The sequence below is a fragment of the Betaproteobacteria bacterium genome (genome assembly GCA_016720065.1).
Lineage (GTDB): Bacteria > Pseudomonadota > Gammaproteobacteria > Burkholderiales > Rhodocyclaceae > SSSZ01.
The window spans coordinates 2,778,595-2,803,069 of record JADJXY010000002.1 but is presented as its reverse complement, the minus strand read 5'-3'; the positions used below and the strand labels follow the sequence as shown (position 1 = coordinate 2,803,069).

Genomic DNA, 24,475 nt, shown 5'->3' with positions numbered 1-24,475 from the left:
GGGATGATTACCCGACTCACCGGCCTCCTGGCCGAAAAGAACCCACCCCAGATCGTGCTCGACGTGCATGGCGTCGGCTACGAACTGGACGTGCCCATGAGCACCTTCTACAACCTCCCCGCCGCCGGCGAGAAGCTCACGCTCCTCACCCACTTCGTAGTACGCGAGGACGGGCATTTTCTCTACGGCTTCCTCAGCGAAGCCGAGCGCTTCGCCTTCCGCCAGTTGCTCAAGATTTCCGGTATCGGCGCCCGCACGGCGCTTTCCGTGCTCTCCGGTCTATCGGTGGCCGATCTGGCGGCGGCGGTGGCGCGCCAGGAAATCGGGCGCCTGACCAAGATTCCCGGCATCGGCAAGAAGACCGCCGAGCGCCTGCTGCTGGAATTGAAGGGCAAGCTGGCCGAAACCACGTCCGCCGCGCTGCCCGCCGCCGACGACAGCAGCCAGGACATCCTCAACGCCCTCATCGCCCTGGGCTACAACGAGCGGGAAGCTGCCAACGCCCTCAAATCCCTGCCCGCCGGCGTCAGCACCTCCGACGGCATCCGGCAGGCCCTCAAGGGATTTTCCAAACTATGACCTCCGTGCCCGATCCCTCCCCTACCCGGCTGGCCCGCCTGGCCCTCATCGGCTTCCTCATCGCCGGCTGTATCGCGGTGCTGTGGCCCTTCATCGGCGCGGTGCTCTTTGCCCTGGTGCTATGGATCTGCACCTGGCCCTTCTATGCGCGGCAGGTGCTCCCCCGCCTCAAGGGCCGCAGCGGCCGGGCGGCGACGGTGATGACCCTGGGCCTGATCGTCGTCCTTCTGGTGCCCATGATCTTTCTCTCCGGCGGTCTTGTCGATGGCGTGGAGACCCTGGTCGCCCAGAGCCGTCCTTACATCGAGCAGGGCCTGCCTGCCGAGCCGCCCGCCTTCGTGAAGAAGATTCCCGTGGTTGGCGGAGACCTGGACGAGCGCTGGCGCAAGGCGGCAAGCAGCCGCGAGGAACTCAACAAGCTGCTGCGCCCGCTCCTGGAGCCGGCCCGCAGCCTGGCGCTCTCCCTGGGCGGGGTGGTCGCCAACGGGCTGCTGCAACTCTCCCTGGTGCTGTTCATCGTCTTCTTCCTCTACCGCGACGGCGAGGCCATCGGCCAGGCCTTGTCCACCGCCGCCCGCAAGCTGGGGGGCGAACTGGGGGGCAGGATGCTCGAACTGGCCCGGGGCACCGTCATCGGCGTCATGCTCGGGCTGGTGGGCACGGCGGCGGCCCAGGGGGTGGTGGCGCTCATCGGCTTCCTCATCGCCGGGGTGCCGGCGGCGGTCCTCCTGGGCTTCGCCACCTTCTTCCTTTCCCTCATCCCCGCCGGCCCCGTGCTGCTGTGGGGCGGTGCCGCGTGGTGGCTCTACGATTCCGGCCAGACCGGCTGGGCCATCTTCATGGTGGCCTGGGGTGTCCTGGTCATCAGCAGCATCGACAATTTCGTCAAGCCCATTCTCATCTCCCGCGGCGCCGGCATTTCCATCGCCCTCATTGCCCTGGGCGTCCTGGGCGGGGTGATGGTCTTCGGCTTCATCGGCATCTTCCTCGGGCCGGTGCTGCTGGCCCTGGGCCACGCCCTGATCGCCGCGTGGACGCGGGAAGAAACGCCGGCATGATTGAAACCGACAAACTTGCCGCCCCCCAAGGGGACGCCCTGCGGGGCGCCGACCGCCTCATCGCGCCCCAATCCAAATCCGCCCAGGAAGAAGCCCTGGAGCGGGCGCTCCGGCCCAAGCGCCTGGCCGACTACACCGGCCAGACCAAGATTCGCGAGCAACTGGAAATCTTCATCCAGGCGGCCCGGAAACGGGGCGACTCCCTCGACCACGTCCTGCTTTTCGGCCCCCCCGGCCTGGGCAAGACGACCCTGGCCCACATCGTCGCCCACGAAATGGGCGTGAACCTGCGCCAGACCTCGGGGCCGGTGCTGGAGCGGGCCGGCGATCTCGCCGCCATCCTCACCAACCTGGAACCCCACGACGTCCTCTTCATCGACGAAATCCACCGTCTCTCCCCGGTGGTGGAGGAAATCCTCTACCCGGCGCTGGAAGACTTCCAGATCGACATCATGATCGGCGAAGGCCCCGCCGCCCGCTCGGTCAAGCTCGACCTGCCGCCCTTCACCCTGGTCGGTGCCACCACCCGGGCCGGCATGCTGACCAACCCCCTGCGCGACCGCTTCGGCATCGTCGCCCGCCTGGAGTTCTACACGGCGGCGGAATTGCAGAGCATCGTCAGCCGCTCGGCAAGCCTTTTGAACGCCCCCATCGACCCGGACGGCGCCCTGGAAATCGCCAAGCGTTCCCGCGGCACCCCCCGCATCGCCAACCGCCTCCTGCGCCGGGTGCGCGACTACGCCGAAGTGAAGGCCGACGGCGCCATCACCCGCCCCGTCGCCGACGCGGCGCTGGCCATGCTCGACGTGGACCCGGCCGGGCTGGACATCATGGACAGGAAGCTCTTGAGCGCGGTGATCGACAAGTTCGGCGGCGGCCCGGTGGGCGTGGACAACCTCGCCGCCGCCATCGGCGAAGCCCGCGACACCATCGAGGACGTGCTGGAGCCCTACCTCATCCAGCAGGGCTACCTGCAGCGCACCCTGCGCGGGCGCATCGCCACCCCGGCCATTTACCGCCACCTGGGCCTGGCCGAACCCAACAGCAACCTGGTGCGCGACCTGCTTTCGGAAGAATAGCCATGGCCAGCCGGGAATTCGCCGCCTACGTCGTCGAATTGCTGGAGCCCCTGGGGGCCGTCAGCGCCCGGCGCATGTTCGGCGGCTACGGCCTCTACCGGGAGGGCCTCATGTTCGCCCTCATCGCCGACGACACCCTCTACGTCAAGGCCGACGCCGAAAACCGCGGCGAATACGAAAAGCGCGCCATGCCGCCCTTCCTCTACACGCGCCAGGGCAAGACCATCACCATCGCCTACCACGCCGTCCCGCCCGAGGCTCTGGACGACCGCACCGACCTCCTGGCGCTGGCCCGCCTGGGCTTCGCCGCCGCCTTGCGGGGGCGGAAATCGGTGGCCGGGAAGAAGCCAGGCTGACCGCCCGCCTTGGCCCTGCCCCCAGGGGAGGCCGGCCGGACACCCGCATCGTCTTTGCCTCGCCGCCGGCACGGCATGGGCCCGCTACGGCTGGCGGGATGTGGCGGTGCCGGTCGACTACAACGCCTGCATGGACGGCGAAACCTTCGATCCGGTGTCGGGAAGCAACGCCCTGCGAGGGGTGGCCTGCGATGTGCGGAAGGCCGGAGCGGACGCGCATAGGCCTTCGCCGGTGGCAGGGCAAGGGGGCGAGGTTTCCTGCGGGGCGCGGGTGGCCCTTTGAGTTTCCCGCGACTACGCCTAAAGTTGTAGCGCCTTTCGCCGTTGTTCAAAGAACCTCTTCGCATCCAGGGCCCATGAAAGTCAATCTTCCCGTCACTGCCAACGAATTGCTGCTCGCGGTAGACGATTCCATCGTCACCCGCACCGACGCCAAGGGCATCATCACCGACGCCAACGAGGATTTTTGCCGTATCAGCGGCTTCTCGCGGGACGAGCTGATCGGCAAGAACCACAATCTGGTACGCCATCCCGACATGCCGCCCGAGGCCTTCGCCGACCTCTGGCGCACCTTGGCGAGCGGCCTTCCCTGGGTGGGACTGGTCAAGAACCGTTGCAAGAACGGCGACTACTACTGGGTCAAGGCCCATGTGGCGCCGATCATGGTCAATGGCCGCGCCGAGGGCTACACCTCGGCGCGGACCCTGCCCTCCCGGGAGGAGGTCGCCGCAGCCACGGCGATTTACGCCGAGATCAAGGCCGGCAGAAAGCGCCACTTCATTCACCGCGGGCGGGCGGTGCGCAATACCCCCTGGTCGCGCTGGGTCGCCCTGCCCTTCAGCGGCCTGACGCTGTTCAAACAGAGCTTCGTCAGCATCGGGGCCTTCGTCGCCGTCTTTCTCTTCACCGCCCTGTTCACTTTTTCCACCCTCGACAGCGTGAAGGTCGGCGGACCGATCTACCAGGCCGTCGTCGCCAACAAGGATCTCCTGGCCGACATCCTGCCGCCGCCGCAATACCTCCTGGAGTCCTGGTCGACGGCCCTGGAAATGGAAGATGCCGACGCCACCGAACTCGGCCGTCTGCAAGAAAGTTCGCGGGCGCTGGCGGCGGCCTTCGAGGAGCGACACCAATACTGGAACGACACGCTGCGCGACCCAGCCCTCAAGGCCCTGCTGGTTGGCGAAGTGGTCCCGGCCGGCAAGGCTTTCCTCGCCTTCCGCGATGAGAAGTGGCTGCCTGCGGTGCGTGAGCGCAACGGCGACCTGAAGGCCCTCAAGGCCGAGATGGCCGTCCTCTTCAAACGCCATCGGGCCGCGGTGGACAAGCTGGTCGAAGCGTCGACCAAGGCTACGGCAGACGTGGAGCGGGAGGCCGCGGAGACCCTCCGCACCAGCTTGCTGCGACTGGCCGCAGCCTGCGGCGCCGGCTTGATCGTCGCCATCCTCATCAGCCTCGGCATCGCCCGGGTGCTCAATCGGGCCCTGGGCGGCGAAGCCGAATACCTGCGGGAAGTCGTCAACCACATCGGCGCCGGCAATCTGGGCATCTCGGTCCGGCGGGACGCCGCCGATAACAGCAGCATCGCCGCCACCCTGGCGCGCATGCGCAACCGGGTGCGCCAGACCATGGTCAATCTGCGCCAGAGCGCCGAGAACATCCGCGACCGTTCGATCAAGACCTTCGTCGCCGCCAAGCAGGTCCAGGAGGAATCCGAACGGCAGTCGGCCGCCGCAAGCAGCATTGCCGCGGGCATCGAGGAACTGTCGGTGAGCATCGCCCAGGTCGCCGTTCGCGCCTCCGCCGTGCGCGACACCTCGGTCCAATCCGAAAAGCTGGCCAACGACGGGGCAACGGTGGTGGGCAGCGCCCTCGAAGCCATGAGTTCGATCGCCGCCGTCGCCAAGGAATCCTCGGTAAACCTCAATGCCCTGGCGGGGCGCTCCCAGGAAATCGACAACGTCGTCGCAGTGATCCACGACATCGCCGACCAAACCAATCTCCTGGCCCTGAACGCCGCCATCGAAGCGGCCCGGGCCGGGGAATCCGGCCGGGGCTTTGCCGTCGTCGCCGACGAAGTGCGCAAGCTCGCCGAACGCACCGCCAAATCGACGGTGGAAATCACCCGCATCGTCGGCGACCTCAGAAGCGGGCTGGGCGAGTCGTCCCGCCGCATGGACGAAGGCATTTCCCGGGTGGAACAGGGCTTGACCCTGGCCGCCACCGCCCGGCAGGCCATCCAGGAAATGCGTCAGAGCGCCCAGAAGGTCGAAGAGGCGGTTTCGGACATCACCCTGGCCATGACCGAACAGCGGGCGGCCAGCGAGGAAATCGCCCAGCAGGTGGAAAAGGTGGCGGGTGCAATCCAGTCCAACCTCACGCAGGTGCAGGCCGCCTCGGAAGCCGCCGAAGACATGAGCCGGGAAGCCCAACGCCTCCTGCTGACCGCCCAGCGCTTTTCGTAGCGGCCGCGCAGCCGTAGCTCAGGCCGAGGCCAGCGCCACGCGCCGGTAGAGGGCGGCGATGAGGTCGGACTGGGTGACCATGCCCACCAGCTTCTTTTTGTCATCCACCACCGGAATGTGGTGCAGCCCCTTGTCGGACAATTGCTGCACCAGTTCGGCCACAGGCGTGGAGATGCTGGCCGTGTAGACCTCGCCGGTCATGATCTGCCCCACCACCTCGGCTTTCTCCGACTTCTCGCCCGGGGTGCGGCGCAGGAGGCCCTGCAGCCGGGCGGCGAGGCCGGCGGCCGTGGTGTCGTCGAGCTGGCGCTGGTAGTCGGCGACAGTCACGATACCCACCACACGGCGAAAGCCGTCCACCACCGGCAGGGCCTTGATCTTGTGGCGACGCAGGAGATTCCAGGCTTCCTCCAGGTCGGTGCCGAATTCCACCGTGACCACGTCGCGGGCCATGATGTCGCCGCAGGAAACGCCCAGGTGGCGCTCGAAGGCGTTGTTCACGGCCAGGGTGTAGATATCGACCAGTTGCTGCTCCTGGATGTCGACGAAGGTGCCCAGGGCGCGCACCGCGTGGTCCAGGTCGGCGTGGGAGAGGCCGGTGCGCTCGGTGGGGGCGCCGTCCCGGGTGCGGTGGGGGCTGGCGGGGGGGTCGGTGCGGCACTTGGGGTAGCGGCGGCCGAGGAGAAGATTGTTGATGAGCAGGGCCGCCACCAGGGTGGCCACGGCGTTGCCCAGCACGACGGCCATGATCTGCCCGGCCCGCAGCAGCGTGGGAGCCCCCTCGGCGACGATGAGCAGCACCAGAGCGCCCCCCGGGGGGTGCAGGCACTTGTAACGGGTCATGAAGAGGACCGTGGCGCCCAGGGCGAGGGCCGCCGCCGCGGGGGGCCAGGGAAGCAGGGCGGCTGCGCCCAGGGCGCACACCGTCGCCCCCAGATAGCCGCCGAAGATGGACCAGGGTTGCGCCAGGGGGCTGTGGGGCAGGGCGAAGAGGATGATCGATGTGGCCCCCACGGCGGCCACCAGCCACAGGCTGCCCGCCGGCGCCGCAGCGATGAGACCCGCCGCCACGGCCATGCCGAGCAGGGCTCCGAGGGCCGCCTTGCGCCGCTCCGCCGCGGCCAGGGGCGGCGTGTCGGCGATCAGGTAGTGCAGCGCGAAACGCTTGAAATCGAAGGCCATGGTCCCGGGGCCGAAGGGGAGACGCCGATGGTACCGGATGGCATAGCGCCCGCGGCCCCCGGCGAAGGACTAGTTCTTTGGGCCGAAGCCCGAGGCGAGCGGGGCCGATCGGGGGAGGCGCCCTGGTGGGACGGCTCCGCGGGGGCGGCCGCGAGCCGTGCTGCCTGCCTGCGAGTCCACAACCCCGGCTCGCCGGCAGGGGGAAAGCGGTGCGCTCAAGCGCCCAGCAGCCCCCGCTGGCTGAGGAATTTCTCCAGGATTTCCAGCCGTACCACGGGGTCGTCCAGTTCCAGCAGCTTCTGCTTGGCCAGGTTCTGCACCGGCAGCACCTCGGTGAGGCGGCAGCCGACCCAGTCGGCGTCGTCATAGCGGTGCGGCCGGGCCACGGCATCGTCGCCCTGGTCGCCGACGATGCGCTCCAGCAGCGGCAGGAGGCGCTCGGCCCAGTCGGGCAAGGGCATCCTGGCTGGCGGGGGCAGGAGTTCGATCCGCCCGCGCAGCAGATGGTCCGGGGTGGCGCTGCTGTCCAGGAGACGGAAGCGCCTCTCGCCCTGCACGCGGAGTTGCATGAGGCCCAGCTGGGGCACGTCGCAGGCCATGATGCGGGCGAGGGTGCCTGTCGGATGGACCTCGGCGGGTGTCCCCACTTCCTGGCCCCTGAGGATGAGGCAGACCCCGAAGGCCTCGTCCTGGCGCAGGCAGGCGCTGGCCATGTCGAGATAGCGCTGTTCGAAGAGCTTGAGCTTCAGGATTCCGCCGGGAAAAAGCACCGTGTTGAGCGGAAACAGGGCGATGTCGCGGGTCTGCGGCGCCGGGGTGGCGCGCCCGAAGCGGAAGAGCCCCATCAGGCGTCGGCACCCCAGGGGCGCACGAGCGTATGGGGAACGCCCAGGCGATCCAGGATGCGGGCGACGACGAAATCGACCAGGTCGCCCACGCTCTGCGGATGGTGGTAGAAACCCGGGTTGGGGGGCAGGAGGATGGCCCCCGCCCGAGCGAGACGCAGCATGTTCTCCAGATGGATGGCGGAAAGCGGCGTTTCCCGCGGCACCAGGATGAGGGGGCGGCCCTCCTTCAGCATGACGTCGGCGGCCCGTTCGATGAGCTTGTCGGCCAGGCCCTGGGCGACGGCCCCCAGAGTGCCCATGGTGCAGGGGCAGATCACCATGGCGTCGGGGGGGTTGGAGCCGGAGGCCATGGGGGCGAACCATTCCTCGCGGCCGTAGACGGCCAGGCGATCCGGGTCGGCCGCCAGGTGGGCGAGCAGGAGGTCGCGGGCTTCGGCCGGCCGCGAGGGCAGGTCGAGGCCGAGTTCCTGGCGGGCGACGATCTGGGCGGCCTGGGAGTAGAGCAACTGGACGCGCACCCCGGCCGCCAGGAGGCATTCGAGCAGGCGCAGGCCGTAGGGCATGCCCGAGGCGCCGGTCCAGGCGAGGCAGATGGTTTCAGGCATGGGTTTTCTCCGCAAGCGGGGCTTCGGCCAGCAGGCGCGCCACGATCAGGCCGTTGGCGGTGCCGAAGACGACGGCAGCGGCGGCGAAGAGCGGCGCCAGCAGGAAGACGCCATCATGGGGGATGAGCCAGGCCCGGGCAAGGAGCAGTTGGCCGCCGATGTGGGCCAGGGCGGCGAGGAGGCTCCAGCTCACGGGCCCGAAGTGGCGGGCCGGCAGATGACGGGCCCCGGCCAGGACCAGGAGGCTCGCCACGGCGCCGGTGAGGGAAAGGAAAAACCCCGGCGCCAGGAACTGCCCGAGGAGGATGCTGCCTGCGACCACGCGCAGGCCGGTGACCCAGGCGGCGGTGCCCCAGCCGTAGCGGTGCAGGACCAGCAGCGTGACGATATTGGCCAGCCCCGGCTTGACGCCCGGCAGGGGGGTGGGGATGGCGGCGTCCACCAGGGACAGGCCCACGGCGGCCGCGGCCAGACGGGCGATGCGCCGGTCGGCGGCGGTGACCGGCAGTTCAATAACTGAGGCTGTCATAGGCCTTGGTGCGACCGGCGATGGCCAGGCTCACCCGGTTGGGGGCGCAAATGGCGATTTCGCCGGGGCGGCTGAGCCAACCCTGACGTACGCAGTACTGGCGCGGGCCGGGGTCGGAGACGACGCGGGCCCGGCCCGGCTCGATGGCGATGACCGTGGTACCCAGGGGGCCCGCCACTTCGATGCGGCGCCGGGCGTGCAGATCGACCTGGGCGAAGATGGCCCCCTCCTGGCGGATCACCGCCCGCTCGGCCAGACCGCCCTGCCAGAAGAGGGGAAACGATCCCCCCGCGGCCAGGGCGGCGGCCAGGAAGACGCCCCAGTCCCCCGGCCGCAGCAGGGCCAGCCAGGGGGAAAGACGCTCTCGCAGCGGCGCGGGCAGCGGGGCCACGGATGGGGTCGGCGCCGTTCTTCGCTCAGGCACGGGCCCGTCAGCTGGCGCCGGACAGCGCCCGGTGGCGGATGAGCACCCGGGCACGGTCGCGGAATTCCCGGGCCAGCCAGTCGGCGATGTGCACCGAGCGGTGCTGGCCACCGGTGCAGCCGATGGCCACGGTGAGGTAGTTGCGGTTGTCGCGGATGTAGGCGGGCAGCCAGGTGGCGACGAAACGGCGGATATCCTCCCGCATGGCGCGGACTTCATACTGGCTGTCCAGAAACTCGATCACCGGAGCGTCGATGCCGGTGAGGGGCCGCAGAAGCACGTCGTAGTAGGGATTGGGCAGGCAGCGCACGTCGAAGACCAGGTCGGCGTCGAGGGGGACGCCATGCTTGAAGCCGAAGGACTCGAAGAGCAGGATGAGGCCCCGCCCCGGTTCGGCGTCGATGAACTGCCGTACCCACTCGCGCAGGGCATTGGCCTTGAGGTCGCTGGTGTCGATGCGGTGCCCCAGGGCGCCGACCGGGTCGAGCAGTTCCTGCTCCAGTCGGATCGCTTCTTCCAGGGTGCGGCCCTCGGATGCCAGCGGGTGGCGCCGCCGCGATTCCGAATAGCGCTTCAGGAGGGTGTCTTCCTTGCAGTACAGAAAGAGGAAGGCGAAGCGCTCGCATTCCTCGTTCAGGGTCTTCAACTTGTCTTCCAGGAGCGTGATGCCGTCTCCGGAGCGGGCGTCGACCCCGACGGCCACTTTGCGGATGCCCTCTTCCTTCAACATGCGCACCAGAATGGTCAGCATGACCACGGGCAGATTGTCCACGCAGTAGTAGCCCGAATCCTCCAGGAGGTGAAGGGCGACGGACTTGCCGGAACCGGAGAGGCCGCTGATGAGGATGAGGTCCATGGTCCGCAGGATAATGAAGCCGCCCGATCGCGGCAAGGCAGCAAATAAAAAGCCGGCATAGACCTTGGCCCGGGTTCCCCGTGGCTTCGTGCAATCCGGCCCGCCGGACTCGGGTCACGGCGCCAGGGACGGTTGTCGCACCGACCATTTGCCGGTCTAATAGTCTTCCCCTGGAGTTTTCCCCATGCCGTCCCTCGAAATCCCCGATCTTGCCGAACTGGTGGCCCTGCGCCGGGATCTGCATGCCCACCCGGAACTGGCCTTCGACGAGCACCGCACCGCCGAGCGGGTGGCGGCGGAACTGGCCCGGGCCGGCCTCGAAGTCCACCGCGGACTGGCCCGCACCGGCGTGGTGGGCGTGCTGCGGGCGGGCAGTTCGCCGCGCATGGTGGGCCTGCGGGCCGACATGGATGCGCTGCCCCTGGCCGAGCTGAACGCGTTTCCTCACCGCTCGCGCCATCCGGGCCGCATGCACGCCTGTGGCCATGATGGCCATACCGCCATGCTCCTGGGCGCCGCGCGTCGGCTGGCGGCGGAGCCCGATTTCGACGGCACCGCGGTGTTCATCTTCCAACCCGCAGAGGAAGCCGAAGGCGGCGCGGCGGTGATGATCGCCGAGGGGCTATTCAGCCGTTTCCCGGTCGAGGCGGTCTATGGCCTGCACAACTGGCCCGGCATCCCGGTGGGGGAAATGGCGGTCATGTCGGGGCCGGTGATGGCGGGTACCTGCGGCTTCGAGATCGTGGTGCGCGGGCACGGCTGCCATGCCGCCATGCCCCACCAGGGGGTGGATGCCATCGTCGCCGGCAGCCAACTGGTGCAGGCCCTGCAGACCGTGGTCAGCCGCAACCTGCATCCCTGCGAGGCGGCAGTGGTGAGCGTGACCCAGTTTCACGGCGGCGAGGCCTGGAACGTGATTCCCGAGGAAGTCGTCCTGCGCGGCACCATCCGCAGCTTCAAGGCCGAAGTGCAGGAGACCGTCGAGCGGGCCATCGAACGCCTCTGCGGCGGAATCGCCAGCGCCTTCGGCGGCCAGATCACGGTGCACTTCGATCACCGCTACCCCCCCACCGTCAACAGTGCCGCCGCGAGCGCCTTCTGCCATGCGGTGGCTGCCGAGGTGCTGGGGGCCGATCGGGTGCGCGACGACGAGCTGCCCTCCATGGGGGCCGAGGATTTCGCCTACATGCTGCGGGAAAAGCCGGGCTGTTACGTCTGGCTGGGCAATGGCCCGGGCACCGGCGGCTGTACCCTGCACAATCCCCATTACGATTTCAACGACGACGCCCTGGCTCTGGGCGTCGCCTACTGGGTCCGCCTGGTGCAACGGGCACTGCCGCGTTCCTGAACGGGAGAAAGGGAAGACCATGGAAACCATCGATCTCATTCTGGCCGCTGCGCCGCTGTTCCGCGGTGTGGACCCCGATGCCCTGCGGGGCACCCTGGACGGCAGCCGGGAGGTCATGCTGGCAGGCGGGGAAACCCTGCTCGATCCGGCCCAGAACAATAGCGAAATCTACGTCATCCTCGACGGCGAACTGCTGGTCTGTCTGGAGCCCGACGCTTCCAAGCCCATCGTTCGCCTGGGCACCGGCGAATGCGTGGGGGAGCTGTCCATCGTCGATTCCAGGCCGCCATCGGCCTACGTCATGGCCCACGGCACCTGCCGCCTGCTGGCCATTCCCCAGGCGGTGCTGTGGAACCTGCTGGCCCGCCACCAGGCCACGGCCTTCAATCTCCTGCGTATTCTGGCCGGGCGCATCCGGGAGAACAACGCGGTGCTCCTCTCCAGCCTGGAACTGCGTCGGGAACACAGCCGAGAGGTGGAAACCGACGACGTCACCGGTCTGCGCACCCGCGCCTGGGCCGATGATGTCTTCCCGCGCCAGATCGATCTCTGCGAACGCATCGGGCAGCGGGTTTCCCTGCTGCTGCTCGACGTCGATTACTTCGCCAAGCTCAACGAACTCTACGGTACCGAAGCGGGCGACCAGGCCCTGCGCCACGCCGGGCGCATCGTCGGCCACAGCCTGCGCCTCAACGATCTCTGCGCCCGCTTCGGGGGCGACGAGATTGCCGTGCTCATGCCGGCCACCGAATCGGTGCACGCGCGCCTGACCGCCGAACGCCTGCGCGGGGCCATCGCAGCGACCCCCATCCGCCTGCCCATGGGGCTGGACGTTTCCCTCACCGTATCGGGCGGCATCGCCGAATGGTCGGCGGGGCAAAGCTTCGAGGATTTGTGCGAGGCGGCGACCAAGGCCCTCAAGCGGGCCAAGAACGCCGGGCGCAATCAGATCGTGGCGCCCAAGTCAGGCCGGAGTTAGCGACGGCGGCGCCCGGCCTGCCTCAGGCCGGCACCAGGATTCCCCCCGCTTCGCGGCGCAGGGCGCCGACGGCCAGGAGGTCGCGCACCACGCGGGCGGCGAGTTCATCGGGGGTGAGGCGCAGGTAGCGCTCATTCACTGCATGGGCAAAGGTAAGCCCGGCCAGGAAAGGCGCCACCTCGTCCCGGGCCAGGGAACGCCGCTCCATGATGGCGAAGGAGACGATGACCTTGATGCCGTGCCAGGCCAGGTGGTCCAGATTGGATTCGAAATGGGCCAGTTTGCCGAAGGCCTTGGCGAAGGCTTCCTGCACCGTGCAGAAGGGGCTGCCGTGGCCGGGGATCACCCAATCCAGGGGCAGCGCGGCGAGGCGCTCCAGGGTGGCGCGGGTGGCGGCGAGACCGTCGGCCTGGGCGAGCAGTTCCGGGAAGGCGACGCCGAAGCCGTTCTGCCAGAAGGCATCACCGGAAATGAGGATGCGTTTCTCCGCGTTGTAATAGGCCAGGGCTTCCATGTCGTGGCCGGGGACGGCCAGGGCTTCCCACTCCAGGCCCCCCATCTCCAGGTGGTCTCCGGCCTGAAGGGTGGCGTCGTGGCTGAAGCGTGCGGCCTGCTGCCCCAGGGGCGAAAGGAGCAGGGCGTTTTCGTCCCATTCCGCCACGCTGGCGGCCAGGCCGCCGGGAACGACGATGCGGCAGCCGAAGGCGGCCTGCAAGGCGGCGTTGCCGCCGATGTGGTCGGAGTGGGAATGGGTATTGACGACGCGGGCCAGGCGCCGGCCGTCGAGGGCGTGGCGCACGAGTGCCACCGTCTGGGCGGCGTGGGTGACATAGCCGGTATCGACCACGGTGGCTTCGTCCCCATCGAGGAAGACGATATTGTTGGCCGACAGCCAGCCGCGTTCGAGGACGCGCAGGGTGGGGGGGAGGCTCATGCGGGGGTATCCGGGTCGCCCGCCGGGCGGGGCTCGGTGGGGGCACTGCGCCGCGCTTCGCGCACGACGACGGCCTCCGGCGATTCCAGTGGGGGCCGGCCGCAACCCATGCAGCGGCCGGAATCGGGGTCGGGCATGCAAATCCCGACGCAGGGGTAGAGTTCTTCGTCGCTCATGGTTCGCAATTGCGGCGCATGGGGCCGTCCCAGGGATCAAAGTCCTGGCGCCGCCGGGCGACCGCGGCCAGGATGGCGATGCGCTCCGCCTCGTCGGCATCGCCCCAGGCGGCGATTTCGTCCAGGGTGCGCAGGCAGCCGCGGCAGAAGCCGCAGGTGGCGTCCATGCAGCACACGTCGATGCAGGGGGAGGCGACGGGGCTCACAGGATGACGAAACGGTGCTTGAGATCGAGGATCGAGGCCACCGCGGCCTCGGCCTCGGCGCGACTCACGCGGACCAGCATGACGAGATAGTGGCGCTTGTCGCGGCCGCACAGTTCAGGAAAATCGAGGACCTCGGCGCTGCCCGCCTTCTCGGTGTCGGCCACGACGCCCAGGCGATCCACCGCCAGGGAGCAGGGACGCAGGGCGAGGGACAATTCCGGCGCCAGGAGAAACTCGGCCAGGGCCCGCACCAGGGGGTCCGGTTCCAGGGAGGTGGCGACGGAACGCAAATGGGCATCGAGTTCGGCCAGGCGCCGGGTGTGGACCGCGTATTCAGGACCCGGCGTGTTGCCCCGCAGCAGGGCGAGGTGGGCCTCCTCCCGGGAGCGGTCGCCGCGGGTCTCGTCCCTTTCCAGGCGCAGACCCTCCAGGTGGGCGTGGAAATTTTTCAGCAGGCTGTCGAAGGCGCTGGCCCGCAGGGCGCTGCGGGCTTCGACCAGCTCACAACGCGGTTCCACCAGGGTATGGTCGGCGAAGTAAAGGACGGTCTGGGGGACGCCGTTGTGCGCCGTATCGCCCAGGAGCCCCATGCCCAGCTGTTTTTTCTGCTGGCGGCGGGCAGCCAGCAGGGCGTAGAAACTGTCGCTCCCGCGGCTGGCGGGATCGGCCAGGAAATCCCGCACCGCCTGGCTGCGCCCCAGCATGCCCCGGATGTCGTCGGCGGTGGCGAAGAGGGCATGGACCAGAGGATCGGCGGCAAAGGCGCGGGCATCGATGGTGCAGGGCCCGGGCAGGCTGCCGACCAGGCTTTGGCAGTAGGCCAGGGCGTGGTGCACGGGGGCCTCCAGCCGGCGGTCGAAGTCCGGAGCCGCCTTGAGGAGGGGATCGACCAGTTCGGCGATGCGGGCGAGCCCCTCGCGAGTAGCGGAATCCGGCGGCGGCGCCCGGTGCAGCAGGCCGGTGATGGCGGCGAGCAGGCCCATCAGACGCCCCTTGCCGCCAGGGCGCGGCCGGCGCGGGAGCCGCTGGGACGGCCGAGGACTTCCGCAATCCAGGTACCGACGGCCACCAGGGCGTCCAGATCGATACCCGTGGGGATGCCTAGCCCCGCCAGCAGCCAGGCCACGTCCTCGGTGGCCACATTGCCACTGGCGCCGGGGGCATAGGGGCAGCCGCCGAGGCCGGCGACGGAGCTGTCGAAGGTGGCCATGCCCAGTTGCAGGGAAGCATGGATGTTGGCGACGGCCATGCCGTAGGTGTCGTGGTAGTGGCCGGCCAGACGTTTTATGGGGACTTCCCGGGCGCAGGCCTCGATCAGTCGGCTGACGCAGGCCGGGTTGCCGACGCCGATGGTGTCGCCCAGGGAGACCTCGTAGCAGCCCATGGTGGCCAGGGTACGGGCGACGGCGGCGACCTTCTCCGGCGCCACCGCCCCCTCGTAGGGACAGCCGACGACGCAGGAGACGTAGCCCCGCACCTTGAGGTCCAGCGCCGTGGCGGCGCAGATGACCGGTTCGAAGCGCTTCAGGCTTTCGGCCACGGAGCAGTTGATGTTCTTGTGCGAAAAGGTTTCGGAGGCCGCCGCGAACACCGCCACCTCGGTGGCGCCGGCCTCCACCGCTGCGTCGAAACCCTTCAGGTTGGGCACCAGCACGGGGTAATCCACCCCGGCGCGGCGGGTGAGGCTGTGCATGACCGCGGCGGCGTCGCCCATCTGCGGCACCCATCTGGGCGAGACGAAGGCGGTGGCTTCCACCGCCGACAGGCCGGCGGCGGCCAGGCGTTCGATCAGCTCGACCTTGGTGGCGGTGGGGACGAGTTGCTTCTCGTTCTGCAGGCCGTCCCGGGGGCCGACTTCGACGATGCGCACGCGTTCGGGCAGGGTCATGGGCGGCACTCGAGGCTGCCGGCCCGCAGCCAGGCGGCGAAGGCAGCTTCGTCGAGGTCGCCGGCGGCGAGGGCAAGCATGCGGGTTACGCAGTCGGCGTCGCTTGCCGTCAGCCGCCAGCCGTTGAGGACGAGAAAAAGCTCGGCGCAGACAAAGGCGGTGCGTTTGTTGCCATCAATGAAGGGGTGGTTGCGGGCGATTCCGTAGGCGTAGGCGGCAGCCAGGGCGTGCACGCCGGGCGGCGGTTCGCCATAGGCTGCGAGTTGCTGGGGTCTGGCAAGGGCGGACGCGAGGAGACCGGCATCGCGGGTGCCGGCGGCACCCCCGTGTTCCGCCAACTGCTCGTCGTGGACTGCCAGCACCACGGCGTCCTCGATCCAGACCCAGGCCGGATTCATTTGGCCAGTTCATGCAGGACGTTGCGCCGGGCCTTCATGATTCCCCGGGCCGCCTTCATTTGCTCCTCGAAAGCAGGATCGAAGGGGGTCAGGCGCACGCCGTCCGGCGTCCGCGTGGCGTAAAGCGTGTCTCCCTTCTCGACTTGCAGCAAGGAAAGCAGTTCCTTCGGCAACACGAGGCCGACGGAATTGCCGATCTGGGTCAGTTTGAGGGCATGCATGGCGATCTCCCGGGGTGTTATTACATCCGTAATACTAAGCCCGGTGCGGCGTGAATTCAAGCAGTGCGGCGCCTTCCTCGACCCGCTCGCCGACGCCGTAGCGGTACGCCTCGACGCAACCCGCCTCCGGCGCGGTGAGGGTGTGTTCCATCTTCATCGCTTCCAGGATGAGCAGCGGCGCGCCCTTTTCCACCGGCTCGCCGAGGGGCGCCACCAGGGCCACCACCTTGCCCGGCATGGGGGCGGTGAGGCCGCCGCCGGCATGGCCGCCGGCTTCCACCAGGTGCAGGGGGTCGTCCCGGCGCAGCACGTAGGTCATGCCGGCGAGAAAGATGTAGCGCTTGTCGTCCGCGGCGACGACGCTGGCCAGCAGGCGCCGGTCGTCCGTCTCCACGGCCAGGCGGTCGCCTCCCAGCTTGCAGCCGCGGGCGACGGTGCTCACCCCGTCGAGGGTGATGTGCCAGTGCTCCCGGTCGTAGCGCACCTGGGCCTCGATCAGCGTGTCGCCGCTGCGAAATCCCAGGATGCGGGTGGAGGAGAGGTTGAGGCGCCAGCCATCCCGGGCGTGCCAGGGGGAGCCGGGGTCGCTGCCGCCCCGCGCCGCCTCCCGGGCGCTGTGGCGCTCCCACAGCAGCTCGCCGACGGCGGCCACCAGCAGCACGTCCCGCGGCAGGGTCTGGGGGGCGGGGAAGAGGAAATCCCGCTGGCGCTCGATGAGCCCGGTGTCCAGGTCGGCACTGGCGAAAGCCGGGCAGGCCGCGACCCGGGAGAGGAAGCCGACGTTGGTGGCGACCCCGGCCACCTGGGTGTCCGCCAGGGCCCGGCGCAGGCGGGTGAGGGCGCGCTCCCGGTCTTCGTCCCAGACGATGAGCTTGGCGAGCAGGGGGTCGTAGTGGGGCGTGATCTCGTCGCCCTCGTCGACCCCGGCATCGACGCGCACGTGGAGGGTTTCCCGCGGTGTTCTCAGGCGGACGAGGCGCCCGGTAGCGGGGAGAAAGCCCCGGTCGGCGTCCTCGGCGTAGAGCCGGGCCTCGATGGCGTGGCCGCGCATCTCCAACTGCTCCTGGGCAAGCGGCAGGGGTTCCCCGCCGGCGACGCGCAGCTGCCATTCCACCAGATCCTGGCCAGTGATCATCTCGGTGACCGGGTGCTCCACCTGCAGACGGGTGTTCATTTCCATGAAGTAAAAGCTGCCGTCCTGGCGGGCGATGAATTCCACCGTGCCTGCGCCGACGTAGCCCACGGCCTTGGCGGCGGCCACAGCGGCCTCGCCCATGCACCGCCGGCGTTCCGGCGTCATGCCCGGAGCCGGCGCCTCCTCCAGCAACTTCTGGTGGCGGCGCTGTACGGAACAATCCCGCTCGAAGAGATGGATACAGTTGCCGTGGCCGTCGGCGAAGACCTGGATTTCGATGTGGCGGGGCCGGACGATGTATTTCTCCAGCAGCACCCGGGCGTCACCGAAGCCGGCAGCGGCCTCCCGCTGGCAGGCGGCCAGGGCGGAGGGGAAGTCCGCACTGCATTCGACCAGGCGCATGCCCTTGCCGCCCCCACCGGCCACCGCCTTGATCAGCAGCGGGTAGCCGAGGGTGTCTGCCTCCTGCTGCAAGCGGGCGGCGTCCTGGTCGTCGCCGTGGTAGCCGGGGGTGACGGGCACCCCGGCCGCCGCCATCAGGGCCTTGGCCGCCGCCTTCGACCCCATGGCGCGAGTGGCCGCCGGTGGCGGGCCGATGAATGTCAGACCCGCGGCGGCACAGGCTTCGGCAAAGTCGGCGTTTTCCGAGAGAAAGCCGTAGCCCGGGTGGATGGCCTGGGCGCCGGTACGCTGGGCGGCGGCGATGATCTTTTCCCCGGCCAGGTAGGAATCCCGCGCCGCGGCGGGCCCGATGAGCACCGCCTCGTCGGCCAGGCGCACGTGGCGGGCCTCGGCATCGGCCGCGGAATGGACCGCCACCGTGCAGATGCCCAGGCGGTGGGCGGTGCGGATGACCCGGCAGGCGATCTCGCCCCGGTTGGCGATGAGGATTTTTTCAAACACAGGCGGCTCTCCGGGGCGAGATCGCCAGAGCGCTGCGCGCTCTCCGGCGATGTGCCTGCGTCGCTGCACCCCTGCGGGGCTGGTCACCTCGGTTGGCGATGAGGATTTTGTCGAACATCCTCAGTCCTTTTCCGCCCAGGCTGGTAAGCGTTTTTCCAGAAAGGCGGCCACGCCCTCCCGGCCCTCCGGCGCGGCCCGCAGGTGGGCAATGCGGTGGGCGGTGTCTTCGAGCAGATTGTCGTTGACCGGTTGGTGATCGACCGCCCGGATCAGCTCCTTGGCGGCGGCCTGGGCCTGGGGCCCGCCAAGCAACAGGGTTGCGGCAATCTCCGCCACCTTGGCGTCGAGCTCCTCCGGGGCGACGACCTCGTGCACCAGGCCGATCTCCCTGGCCCGGGCGGCGTCGATGCGCTCGCCGGTCTGAAAGTAGCGCAGGGCCTGGCGGGCGCCTATGGCGCGCAAGACGTAGGGAGAAATGGTGGCCGGGATGATGCCCAGACGCACTTCGGAGGTGGCGAAGACGGCGTCGGCTGAAGCCACGGCGATGTCACAGGCCGCCGCCAGGCCCGTGCCCCCACCCAGGGCGGCACCCTGGATGCGGGCGACGGTGGGCTTCTTCATCTCGGCCAGGGAGCGCAGCATGCGGGCAAGAGCGCGGGCCTCGGCGAGGTTGGCGTCGGTGTCCCGAGCGGCGGCGCGTTGCATCCACTGCAGGTCGGCGCCGGCGGAGAAGCTCCTGCCGCGGCCGGCGAGGATCACCACGCGGATGGCCGGGTCCGCGTCCAGGCCGAGGCAGGCGGCAGCGAGCTCGGCGACGAGGGTGGCGTCGAAGGCGTTGTGAACCGTGGGGCGGTTCATCCACAGGGTGGCGATGGGGCCGGTGGATTCTAGTTCGAGGGTCTGGTAGGGCATGGATTCGGGCTTCTTCAAGCAGGTGGGTCTTCTGAACTCATGGGTTCAGAAGACCGGTCAGGCCAGGGAGCCCGGGAATGGTCGACCAACCCTCAATTGGAGAGGCCGGCCGGGGCGACGATGCTGACGACTTCCTCGGTCCCGATGGGGGTATCCAGCCCCTGCAGGACCATGATGTTCTGGCTGCCGAGAAAGATGCGATAACCCGCGCGCGGCGCCGCTGAACCAGGCTCCAGGACCCGGCCCAGCACACCGGGGTGTTCATGGTCGAGGGCAGAGAAGGCGTCACCCACGGTATCTCCGCTGACGGTCACTTCCTCGGCGCCTCCGGTATGGCAACGCAGAGCCAGGGGGATGTGGACGCTGACGACCGGGGATTCAAACATGGTGGGCCTCCTTGAGAATGGGCGGGGGGACGGTCCGCGATGCGTGGCCGACGCTCGTTCGACTCCCCAAATTGCAGGCGGTTGCATCGCCCCCCTTCGCACTCGGGCGGGGGAGGCGAAGCGCCTCGCACGGGAGTTCTGGAGTCCTTCGACAAACGCATTGCACGGGCTGGTCTTACCGTAGTCGGGCTACAATCGCCGTTCCAATTTTTTGCGAAGGGTAGTCTGCCATGGCAGCAAACGACGACGACGAGAACACAGCAGTTTTTGTGGGCGCACTGGCCGGCATCATGCTGGCGGCCACCGCGGCCATCTACGGGGCGAGTGCCGGCAAGGGCGCAGTCGTGCCCCAGACGCCGGTGGTGGAAGGCGAAGTCGCCCCCGTGGGCGAGGCCCTGGCCAAGGTGTATTTCGCCGTGGGCAAGGCCCAACTCGACGCCGCCGACCAGGCGGTCGTGGGGCGTACCCTAGAAGCACTGGCGGCCAAGACGGGGTCCATCGTGCTCCTTTCCGGCTTTCATGATCCCTCGGGGGATGCGGCCCAGAACGCCGAACTGGCCCGCAAACGCGCCGAGTCGGTCAAGGATGCCCTGGTCGCCGGCGGCGTCGCCGCGGATCGCATCAAGCTGCGCAAACCGGAAACCACGGTGGGCAGCGGCAGCCCCGAAGAAGGTCGACGGGTGGAAATTCGGGTGCAGTAGCGCCCTCCTGCCGCCCACCGGCGCTCGTACCGGGCGCTGCAAAGAAGAAGGCCCGCGTCGTGGACGCGGGCCTTTCCGTTTTGCAGCCTGCGCCGCTTACTTCACCTTCTTCTGGGCGTCGAGGCGGAACTTGACGTAGCTACCTGGAGCATCTTCCAGCACCTTGAGCTTGCCCTTGCCCGGAGCACGGGCGGAAACCTGGGCGCTGCCACCGGGCAGGCCGGTGACCCAGGCGTGCCAGTGGGTCCACCAGGAACCGGCGTTCTGGGTGGCGCCGGCCAGGAAGTCCTCGGGACTCTCGGGCAGGTTGCCGTCGGTGGCGTCATTGACCCAGTAGCCGTACTTGTTGGCCACCGGGGGATTGACGATGCCGGCGATGTGACCGGAACCGCCCAGCACGAACTTGGTCTTGCCCGAAGGCAGGCAGGCGCCCATGTAGGTGCTCTTCCACGGAGCGATGTGATCCTCGATGGTCGAGATGAAGTAGCAGGGGGTCTTGACCTTGCCGATGTCGATCTTGACGCCGTCCAGGGTGATGCCGCCCGGATCCTTGAGCTTGTTGCCCAGGTACATATTGCGCAGGTAGAAACTGTGCATGGCCGCCGGCATGCGCGTGGAATCGGAGTTCCAGTAGAGCAGGTCGAAGGGGAAGGGATCCTTGCCCATCAGGTAGTTGTTGACCACGAAGGACCAGATGAGGTCGTTGGCCCGCAGCATGTTGAAGGTGCCGGCCATCTCGGTGCCTTCCAGGTAGCCGCGCTCGGCCATCTTCTTTTCCAGACCGGCGACCGCGTTCTCGTCCAGGAAGACGCCCAGTTCGCCCGGCTCGGAGAAATTGAGCATGGTGGTGAAGAAGGTGGCGGAATTGACCCGCTTGTCCTTCTTGCCGGTCAGGTAGGCCAGGGTGGTCATGAGCAGGGTACCGCCCAGGCAGTAGCCGGCCATGTTGACGCTGTCCTCGCCGGTGTGGGCGCAGACCTGATTGAGAGCTTCCACGGAACCTTGCAGCAGGTAGTTCTCGAAGCTCTTCTGGGCCAGCTTCTCGTCCGGATTGATCCAGGACATGATGAAGGTGGTGTGGCCCTGGTCGGTCGCCCACTTGACCAGGGAATTCTTTTCGCGCAGATCGAGGATGTAGTACTTGTTGATCCAGGGCGGGACGATGAGGAAGGGCTTCTTGTACTGGTCCTTGGTGGTGGGGTCGTACTGGATGAGCTGGAACAGCTCGTTCTGGAAAATGACCTTGCCCGGAGTGGTGGCCACGTTCTTGCCCATCTCGAAGGCCGCCGTATCGGTCATGCGGATGCGCAACTGACCATCGCCCTGCTCGACGTCGTGCAGCAGGTTGTTGAGCCCCTTGATGAGGTTCTGGCCGTGGCTCTTGACCGTTTCGCGGAACACTTCCGGGTTGGTCAGGGCGAAGTTGGACGGCGACAGGGCGTCGATGTACTGGCGGGTGAAGAAATTGACCTTCTGCTGGGTGTGCTCGTCGAGGCCCTCGGCGCCGCTCACGGTGTCGTGCAGGTGGCGCGCGGTGATGAGGTAGGACTGCTTGATGAAATCGAAGAGGAAATGCTGTTCCCAGTCCTCGTCCCGGAAGCGATTGTCCCCCTTCTTGGGCGAGGCGACGGGGCCGGTGACCGGCATGCCCATCATCTTCATCATGCTGCCCTGCCAGAGGGAGAAGTAGTCCCACATCATGTTCATCTGGGTCTGGGCCAGCTTGTAGGGATTGGCCAGCAGGTGGGCAGACAGATCCATGAAGGCCTTGGCGACCCCGAGTTCGTCGGAAGGCGCATCGACGCCATCCTTGGCCTTCTTTTCCATGAACTGGGTGAGAAGCCGGGAAGCGCGCTGGGCGACTTCGGCATAGGTCTGGGCCATTTCGGCCGGATTGGGCAGGCTGGCGGCCTTATCCTCGGTGTGCTGCGACATGTGAAACTCCCTCTGTCAGTTTTCCAAACGGACCTTATCGGCCCTGGCGAAACGGATGACGCCGTCGCCCCCTAGGGTGCGCGACAGCCGTCCGGCGATTTCCAGATGATTGAGATGGGCGATCGCCTCGCCCAGCGCAAACATCGTCTGATGCGTATCGAGCGGCCGCGGAAACAGCGTCGCGAGCAACTCGGCAGCGCTCTTCGGCGCTTCACATTCGTCTTCCACCGCCTGCAGGCGTTCTCCATGATGCGCATGCAAAGCCGCGACCCGCTCCCGGATGCCCTGGAAGGGCAGGCCGTGGGACGGTAACACCAGGGTCGAATCCGGGATTTCCCGGGCCATGGTGTCCAGGGAAGCCAGATAGCTGCCCAGGGCATCGGCCGCCGGGGTGACCGCCATCACACTGATGTTGGTGGAAATCCGCGGCAAAAGCATGTCGCCCGAAATTAACACGCCGAGTTCCCGGCAGTAAAGCGCAGCATGCTCAGGCGAATGGCCGTGGCCAACGACGACTTTCCAGTCGCAGCCGCCGACAACGAGGCGATCCCCGGCGAGAAGCCGCCGATAGTGCTGGGGCAGCGCGGGGACCGCCCGGGTATAGCCCGATCCCCGCTGGGCAAAGCGCTGCAGCAGTTCGCCACTCAGGCCGTGCTGGCGAAACTGCTCGGTCATGAAGCGGGCACCATGGCCGCCGATCTCGTTCCACACGGCGTGGGCAGTCAGGAATTCGGCGGCGGTCATCCAGAGCTGGGCGCCGGTCTTTTCCAGCAGCCAGGTGGCGAGGCCCAGGTGGTCCGGGTGGAAGTGAGTGACCACCAGTCGGAGGACAGGCCCTGCCAGGCGGCCAAGGATGTTCTCCCAGGCCCCACGGGTTTCGTCGCCGGCAAAGCCGGTGTCGACGACGGTCCACCCCTCCCCGTCCTTCAGGAGCCACAGGTTGATGTGGTCGAGCTGGAAGGGCAGCGGCATGCGCAGCCAGAACACGCCGGGGGCGACCTCCAGGGTCTCGCCGGCGGCCGGGGCTTGGGGAAAGGGCGTCAGAAGGGCCATGGGCATCGGGAGCAGGGGAGGCCACCTTACCACAGGGCTTTCGATTGAAAAAAGCCCGCAGCTCTGCTGTACTGGGGCCAAACGACCCCCTGAAAGGGCATTGCGTGGATATCCCGGGCCTCTCCTTCGACCATGACGAAACCCTTGTTGCCCTGCGCGCTGCCGTGCAGGACTTTGCGGCACGGGAGATCGCTCCCCGGGCCGCGGCCATCGACCGGGACAACCTCTTTCCCGCCGACCTGTGGCCCAAGCTGGGCACCATGGGACTCCTCGGCATCACCGTGCCCGAATCCCACGGCGGCGCCGGCCTCGGCTATCTGGCCCATATCGTCGCCCTGGAGGAGCTTTCCCGGGCCTCGGCCAGCGTCGCCCTTTCCTACGGTGCCCACTCGAATCTCTGCGTCAATCAGATCTGGCGCAACGGCAACGCGGAGCAGCGGGCGAGATTTCTGCCCCGCCTGCTCAGTGGAGAGCACGTGGGCGCTCTGGCCATGTCGGAACCCGCCGCCGGGTCCGACGTGCTGGCCATGCAGCTGCGGGCCGGGAAGAGGGGCGGCCACTACCGCCTCAACGGTTCCAAGATGTGGATCACCAACGGCGGCGAGGCGGATGTCCTCGTTGTCTATGCCCGCACCGGCCCGGCGGGCAAGGACGGCATCACAGCCTTTGTGGTGGAAAAGGGCATGGCCGGCTTCAGCCACGGCAGTCACCTGGACAAGCTGGGCATGCGGGGCTCCAACACCTGCCCCCTCTTTTTCGACGATGTCGCGGTGCCCCAGGAAAACGTCCTGGGCGTCGCGGGCGAAGGCGTGCGGGTGCTCATGAGCGGCCTGGACTACGAACGCGCCGTCCTGGCCGGCGGCCCCCTGGGCATCATGGCCGCCTGCCTCGATGTGGTATTGCCCTACATCCATGAGCGGCGGCAGTTCGGCCAGGCCATCGGCGAATTCCAGCTCATGCAGGGCAAGCTCGCCGACCTCTACGTGGGCTTCAACGCGGCCCGGGCCTACGTCTACGCCGTGGGCCAGGCCTGCGACCGCGGATCGATCACCCGCCGCGACGCCGCCGGGGCCATCCTCTACGCCGCCGAGAAGGCAACCTGGATGGCGGGCGAGGCCATCCAGGCCCTGGGCGGAAACGGCTACACCAACGATTACCCCGCCGCCCGCCTGTGGCGCGACGCCAAGCTTTACGAGATCGGGGCGGGGACTTCCGAGATTCGGCGCATGCTGATCGGACGGGAATTGTTCGAGATCAGCCGTTGAAGGCGCCAACACTTAGCCGCAGTCAAGGCGATCTCGGCCCGATGCGGCCAGACT

General features: G+C 68.2%; 28 protein-coding genes. 10 read left to right on the top strand and 18 right to left on the bottom strand.

Annotation, left to right across the window (positions count from 1 at the left end):
* Nucleotides 1-3 precede the first annotated feature (3 nt).
* The 6 genes from ruvA to IPM73_16395 all read left to right on the top strand — a co-directional run bounded on the left by ruvA (nt 4) and on the right by IPM73_16395 (nt 5,537).
* On the top strand, nt 4-579 hold the full coding sequence (gene ruvA / locus IPM73_16420) for a Holliday junction branch migration protein RuvA (GenBank protein ID MBK8919579.1): 576 nt from the start codon (nt 4-6) through the stop codon (nt 577-579).
* On the top strand, nt 576-1,637 hold the full coding sequence (locus IPM73_16415; protein MBK8919578.1) for an AI-2E family transporter: 1,062 nt from the start codon (nt 576-578) through the stop codon (nt 1,635-1,637). Before ruvA ends, IPM73_16415 begins: the two co-directional genes overlap by 4 nt.
* Nucleotides 1,634-2,716, top strand: coding sequence for a Holliday junction branch migration DNA helicase RuvB (ruvB, locus tag IPM73_16410; GenBank protein ID MBK8919577.1), 1,083 nt, complete (start codon nt 1,634-1,636; stop codon nt 2,714-2,716). The genes IPM73_16415 and ruvB overlap by 4 nt, the downstream gene beginning before the upstream one ends.
* 2 nt (nt 2,717-2,718) lie before the next feature.
* Entirely contained in the window at nt 2,719-3,072 is a 354-nt protein-coding gene (locus IPM73_16405) for a TfoX/Sxy family protein (protein ID MBK8919576.1), read from the top strand.
* A gap of 106 nt (nt 3,073-3,178) precedes the next feature.
* On the top strand, nt 3,179-3,355 hold the full coding sequence (locus IPM73_16400) for a hypothetical protein (GenBank protein ID MBK8919575.1): 177 nt from the start codon (nt 3,179-3,181) through the stop codon (nt 3,353-3,355).
* 73 nt (nt 3,356-3,428) lie between these two features.
* Nucleotides 3,429-5,537, top strand: coding sequence for a PAS domain S-box protein (locus IPM73_16395; GenBank protein MBK8919574.1), 2,109 nt, complete (start codon nt 3,429-3,431; stop codon nt 5,535-5,537).
* Nucleotides 5,538-5,555: 18 nt separating this feature from the next.
* Here the strand turns inward: IPM73_16395 and IPM73_16390 are convergent, their stop codons facing one another.
* The 6 genes from IPM73_16390 to rapZ form a co-directional block, all read right to left on the bottom strand.
* The gene (locus IPM73_16390) at nt 5,556-6,719 is read right to left on the bottom strand and encodes a CBS domain-containing protein (GenBank protein ID MBK8919573.1); all 1,164 of its coding nucleotides are present in this window, start codon (nt 6,717-6,719) and stop codon (nt 5,556-5,558) included.
* A gap of 215 nt (nt 6,720-6,934) precedes the next feature.
* A complete protein-coding gene (locus tag IPM73_16385) occupies nt 6,935-7,564 on the bottom strand; it encodes an LON peptidase substrate-binding domain-containing protein (GenBank protein ID MBK8919572.1) in 630 nt (209 codons plus the stop codon).
* The gene (locus IPM73_16380) at nt 7,564-8,172 is read right to left on the bottom strand and encodes a UbiX family flavin prenyltransferase (protein MBK8919571.1); all 609 of its coding nucleotides are present in this window, start codon (nt 8,170-8,172) and stop codon (nt 7,564-7,566) included. Before IPM73_16380 ends, IPM73_16385 begins: the two co-directional genes overlap by 1 nt.
* Nucleotides 8,165-8,701, bottom strand: a complete 537-nt coding sequence (locus IPM73_16375) for a Gx transporter family protein (GenBank protein ID MBK8919570.1) — start codon at nt 8,699-8,701, stop codon at nt 8,165-8,167. The genes IPM73_16380 and IPM73_16375 overlap by 8 nt, the downstream gene beginning before the upstream one ends.
* The gene (locus IPM73_16370) at nt 8,682-9,071 is read right to left on the bottom strand and encodes a NusG domain II-containing protein (protein ID MBK8919569.1); all 390 of its coding nucleotides are present in this window, start codon (nt 9,069-9,071) and stop codon (nt 8,682-8,684) included. Before IPM73_16370 ends, IPM73_16375 begins: the two co-directional genes overlap by 20 nt.
* A 61-nt stretch (nt 9,072-9,132) precedes the next feature.
* Complete coding sequence (rapZ, locus tag IPM73_16365) at nt 9,133-9,981, bottom strand: RNase adapter RapZ (protein ID MBK8919568.1); 849 nt, start codon at nt 9,979-9,981, stop codon at nt 9,133-9,135.
* Nucleotides 9,982-10,165: 184 nt separating this feature from the next.
* Between rapZ and IPM73_16360 the strand changes: the two genes are divergently transcribed.
* Both IPM73_16360 and IPM73_16355 read left to right on the top strand, forming a co-directional pair.
* Nucleotides 10,166-11,329 carry an amidohydrolase gene (locus tag IPM73_16360; protein MBK8919567.1) on the top strand — a complete coding sequence of 388 codons (1,164 nt, stop codon included), beginning with the start codon at nt 10,166-10,168 and terminating at the stop codon, nt 11,327-11,329.
* Between the two features lie 19 nt (nt 11,330-11,348).
* Nucleotides 11,349-12,308: a GGDEF domain-containing protein gene (locus IPM73_16355; protein MBK8919566.1), complete on the top strand. Its 960-nt coding sequence runs from the start codon at nt 11,349-11,351 to the stop codon at nt 12,306-12,308.
* A gap of 22 nt (nt 12,309-12,330) precedes the next feature.
* On the opposite strand, the gene IPM73_16350 is transcribed toward IPM73_16355, so the two are convergent.
* From IPM73_16350 to IPM73_16305, 10 genes are all read right to left on the bottom strand, one after another.
* The gene (locus tag IPM73_16350; protein ID MBK8919565.1) at nt 12,331-13,242 is read right to left on the bottom strand and encodes an MBL fold metallo-hydrolase; all 912 of its coding nucleotides are present in this window, start codon (nt 13,240-13,242) and stop codon (nt 12,331-12,333) included.
* Nucleotides 13,239-13,418: a DUF1289 domain-containing protein gene (locus IPM73_16345; protein MBK8919564.1), complete on the bottom strand. Its 180-nt coding sequence runs from the start codon at nt 13,416-13,418 to the stop codon at nt 13,239-13,241. Before IPM73_16345 ends, IPM73_16350 begins: the two co-directional genes overlap by 4 nt.
* Nucleotides 13,415-13,624 (bottom strand): DUF1289 domain-containing protein, encoded by a 210-nt coding sequence (locus tag IPM73_16340; GenBank protein MBK8919563.1) that lies wholly within the window; start codon nt 13,622-13,624, stop codon nt 13,415-13,417. Before IPM73_16340 ends, IPM73_16345 begins: the two co-directional genes overlap by 4 nt.
* Entirely contained in the window at nt 13,621-14,607 is a 987-nt protein-coding gene (locus IPM73_16335; GenBank protein ID MBK8919562.1) for a hypothetical protein, read from the bottom strand. Before IPM73_16335 ends, IPM73_16340 begins: the two co-directional genes overlap by 4 nt.
* On the bottom strand, nt 14,607-15,512 hold the full coding sequence (locus tag IPM73_16330) for a hydroxymethylglutaryl-CoA lyase (protein ID MBK8919561.1): 906 nt from the start codon (nt 15,510-15,512) through the stop codon (nt 14,607-14,609). Before IPM73_16330 ends, IPM73_16335 begins: the two co-directional genes overlap by 1 nt.
* The gene (locus IPM73_16325; protein ID MBK8919560.1) at nt 15,509-15,910 is read right to left on the bottom strand and encodes a type II toxin-antitoxin system death-on-curing family toxin; all 402 of its coding nucleotides are present in this window, start codon (nt 15,908-15,910) and stop codon (nt 15,509-15,511) included. The genes IPM73_16330 and IPM73_16325 overlap by 4 nt, the downstream gene beginning before the upstream one ends.
* Nucleotides 15,907-16,131, bottom strand: coding sequence for an AbrB/MazE/SpoVT family DNA-binding domain-containing protein (locus IPM73_16320; GenBank protein ID MBK8919559.1), 225 nt, complete (start codon nt 16,129-16,131; stop codon nt 15,907-15,909). Before IPM73_16320 ends, IPM73_16325 begins: the two co-directional genes overlap by 4 nt.
* A 34-nt stretch (nt 16,132-16,165) precedes the next feature.
* Entirely contained in the window at nt 16,166-18,169 is a 2,004-nt protein-coding gene (locus tag IPM73_16315; protein ID MBK8919558.1) for an acetyl/propionyl/methylcrotonyl-CoA carboxylase subunit alpha, read from the bottom strand.
* A gap of 120 nt (nt 18,170-18,289) precedes the next feature.
* Nucleotides 18,290-19,081 (bottom strand): enoyl-CoA hydratase/isomerase family protein, encoded by a 792-nt coding sequence (locus IPM73_16310; protein MBK8919557.1) that lies wholly within the window; start codon nt 19,079-19,081, stop codon nt 18,290-18,292.
* Nucleotides 19,082-19,173: 92 nt separating this feature from the next.
* Nucleotides 19,174-19,467 (bottom strand): molybdopterin synthase sulfur carrier subunit, encoded by a 294-nt coding sequence (locus tag IPM73_16305; protein MBK8919556.1) that lies wholly within the window; start codon nt 19,465-19,467, stop codon nt 19,174-19,176.
* Between the two features lie 230 nt (nt 19,468-19,697).
* Between IPM73_16305 and IPM73_16300 the strand changes: the two genes are divergently transcribed.
* Nucleotides 19,698-20,168 carry an OmpA family protein gene (locus IPM73_16300; protein ID MBK8919555.1) on the top strand — a complete coding sequence of 157 codons (471 nt, stop codon included), beginning with the start codon at nt 19,698-19,700 and terminating at the stop codon, nt 20,166-20,168.
* Nucleotides 20,169-20,264: 96 nt separating this feature from the next.
* Here IPM73_16300 and phaC read toward each other — a convergent pair whose 3' ends face one another.
* Both phaC and IPM73_16290 read right to left on the bottom strand, forming a co-directional pair.
* Nucleotides 20,265-22,103 (bottom strand): class I poly(R)-hydroxyalkanoic acid synthase, encoded by a 1,839-nt coding sequence (gene phaC / locus IPM73_16295; GenBank protein MBK8919554.1) that lies wholly within the window; start codon nt 22,101-22,103, stop codon nt 20,265-20,267.
* A gap of 15 nt (nt 22,104-22,118) precedes the next feature.
* A complete protein-coding gene (locus IPM73_16290; protein MBK8919553.1) occupies nt 22,119-23,162 on the bottom strand; it encodes an MBL fold metallo-hydrolase in 1,044 nt (347 codons plus the stop codon).
* A 98-nt stretch (nt 23,163-23,260) separates the two neighbouring features.
* Here IPM73_16290 and IPM73_16285 point away from each other — a divergent pair, with 98 nt between their 5' ends.
* Nucleotides 23,261-24,421 carry an isovaleryl-CoA dehydrogenase gene (locus IPM73_16285; GenBank protein MBK8919552.1) on the top strand — a complete coding sequence of 387 codons (1,161 nt, stop codon included), beginning with the start codon at nt 23,261-23,263 and terminating at the stop codon, nt 24,419-24,421.
* Nucleotides 24,422-24,475 lie beyond the last annotated feature (54 nt).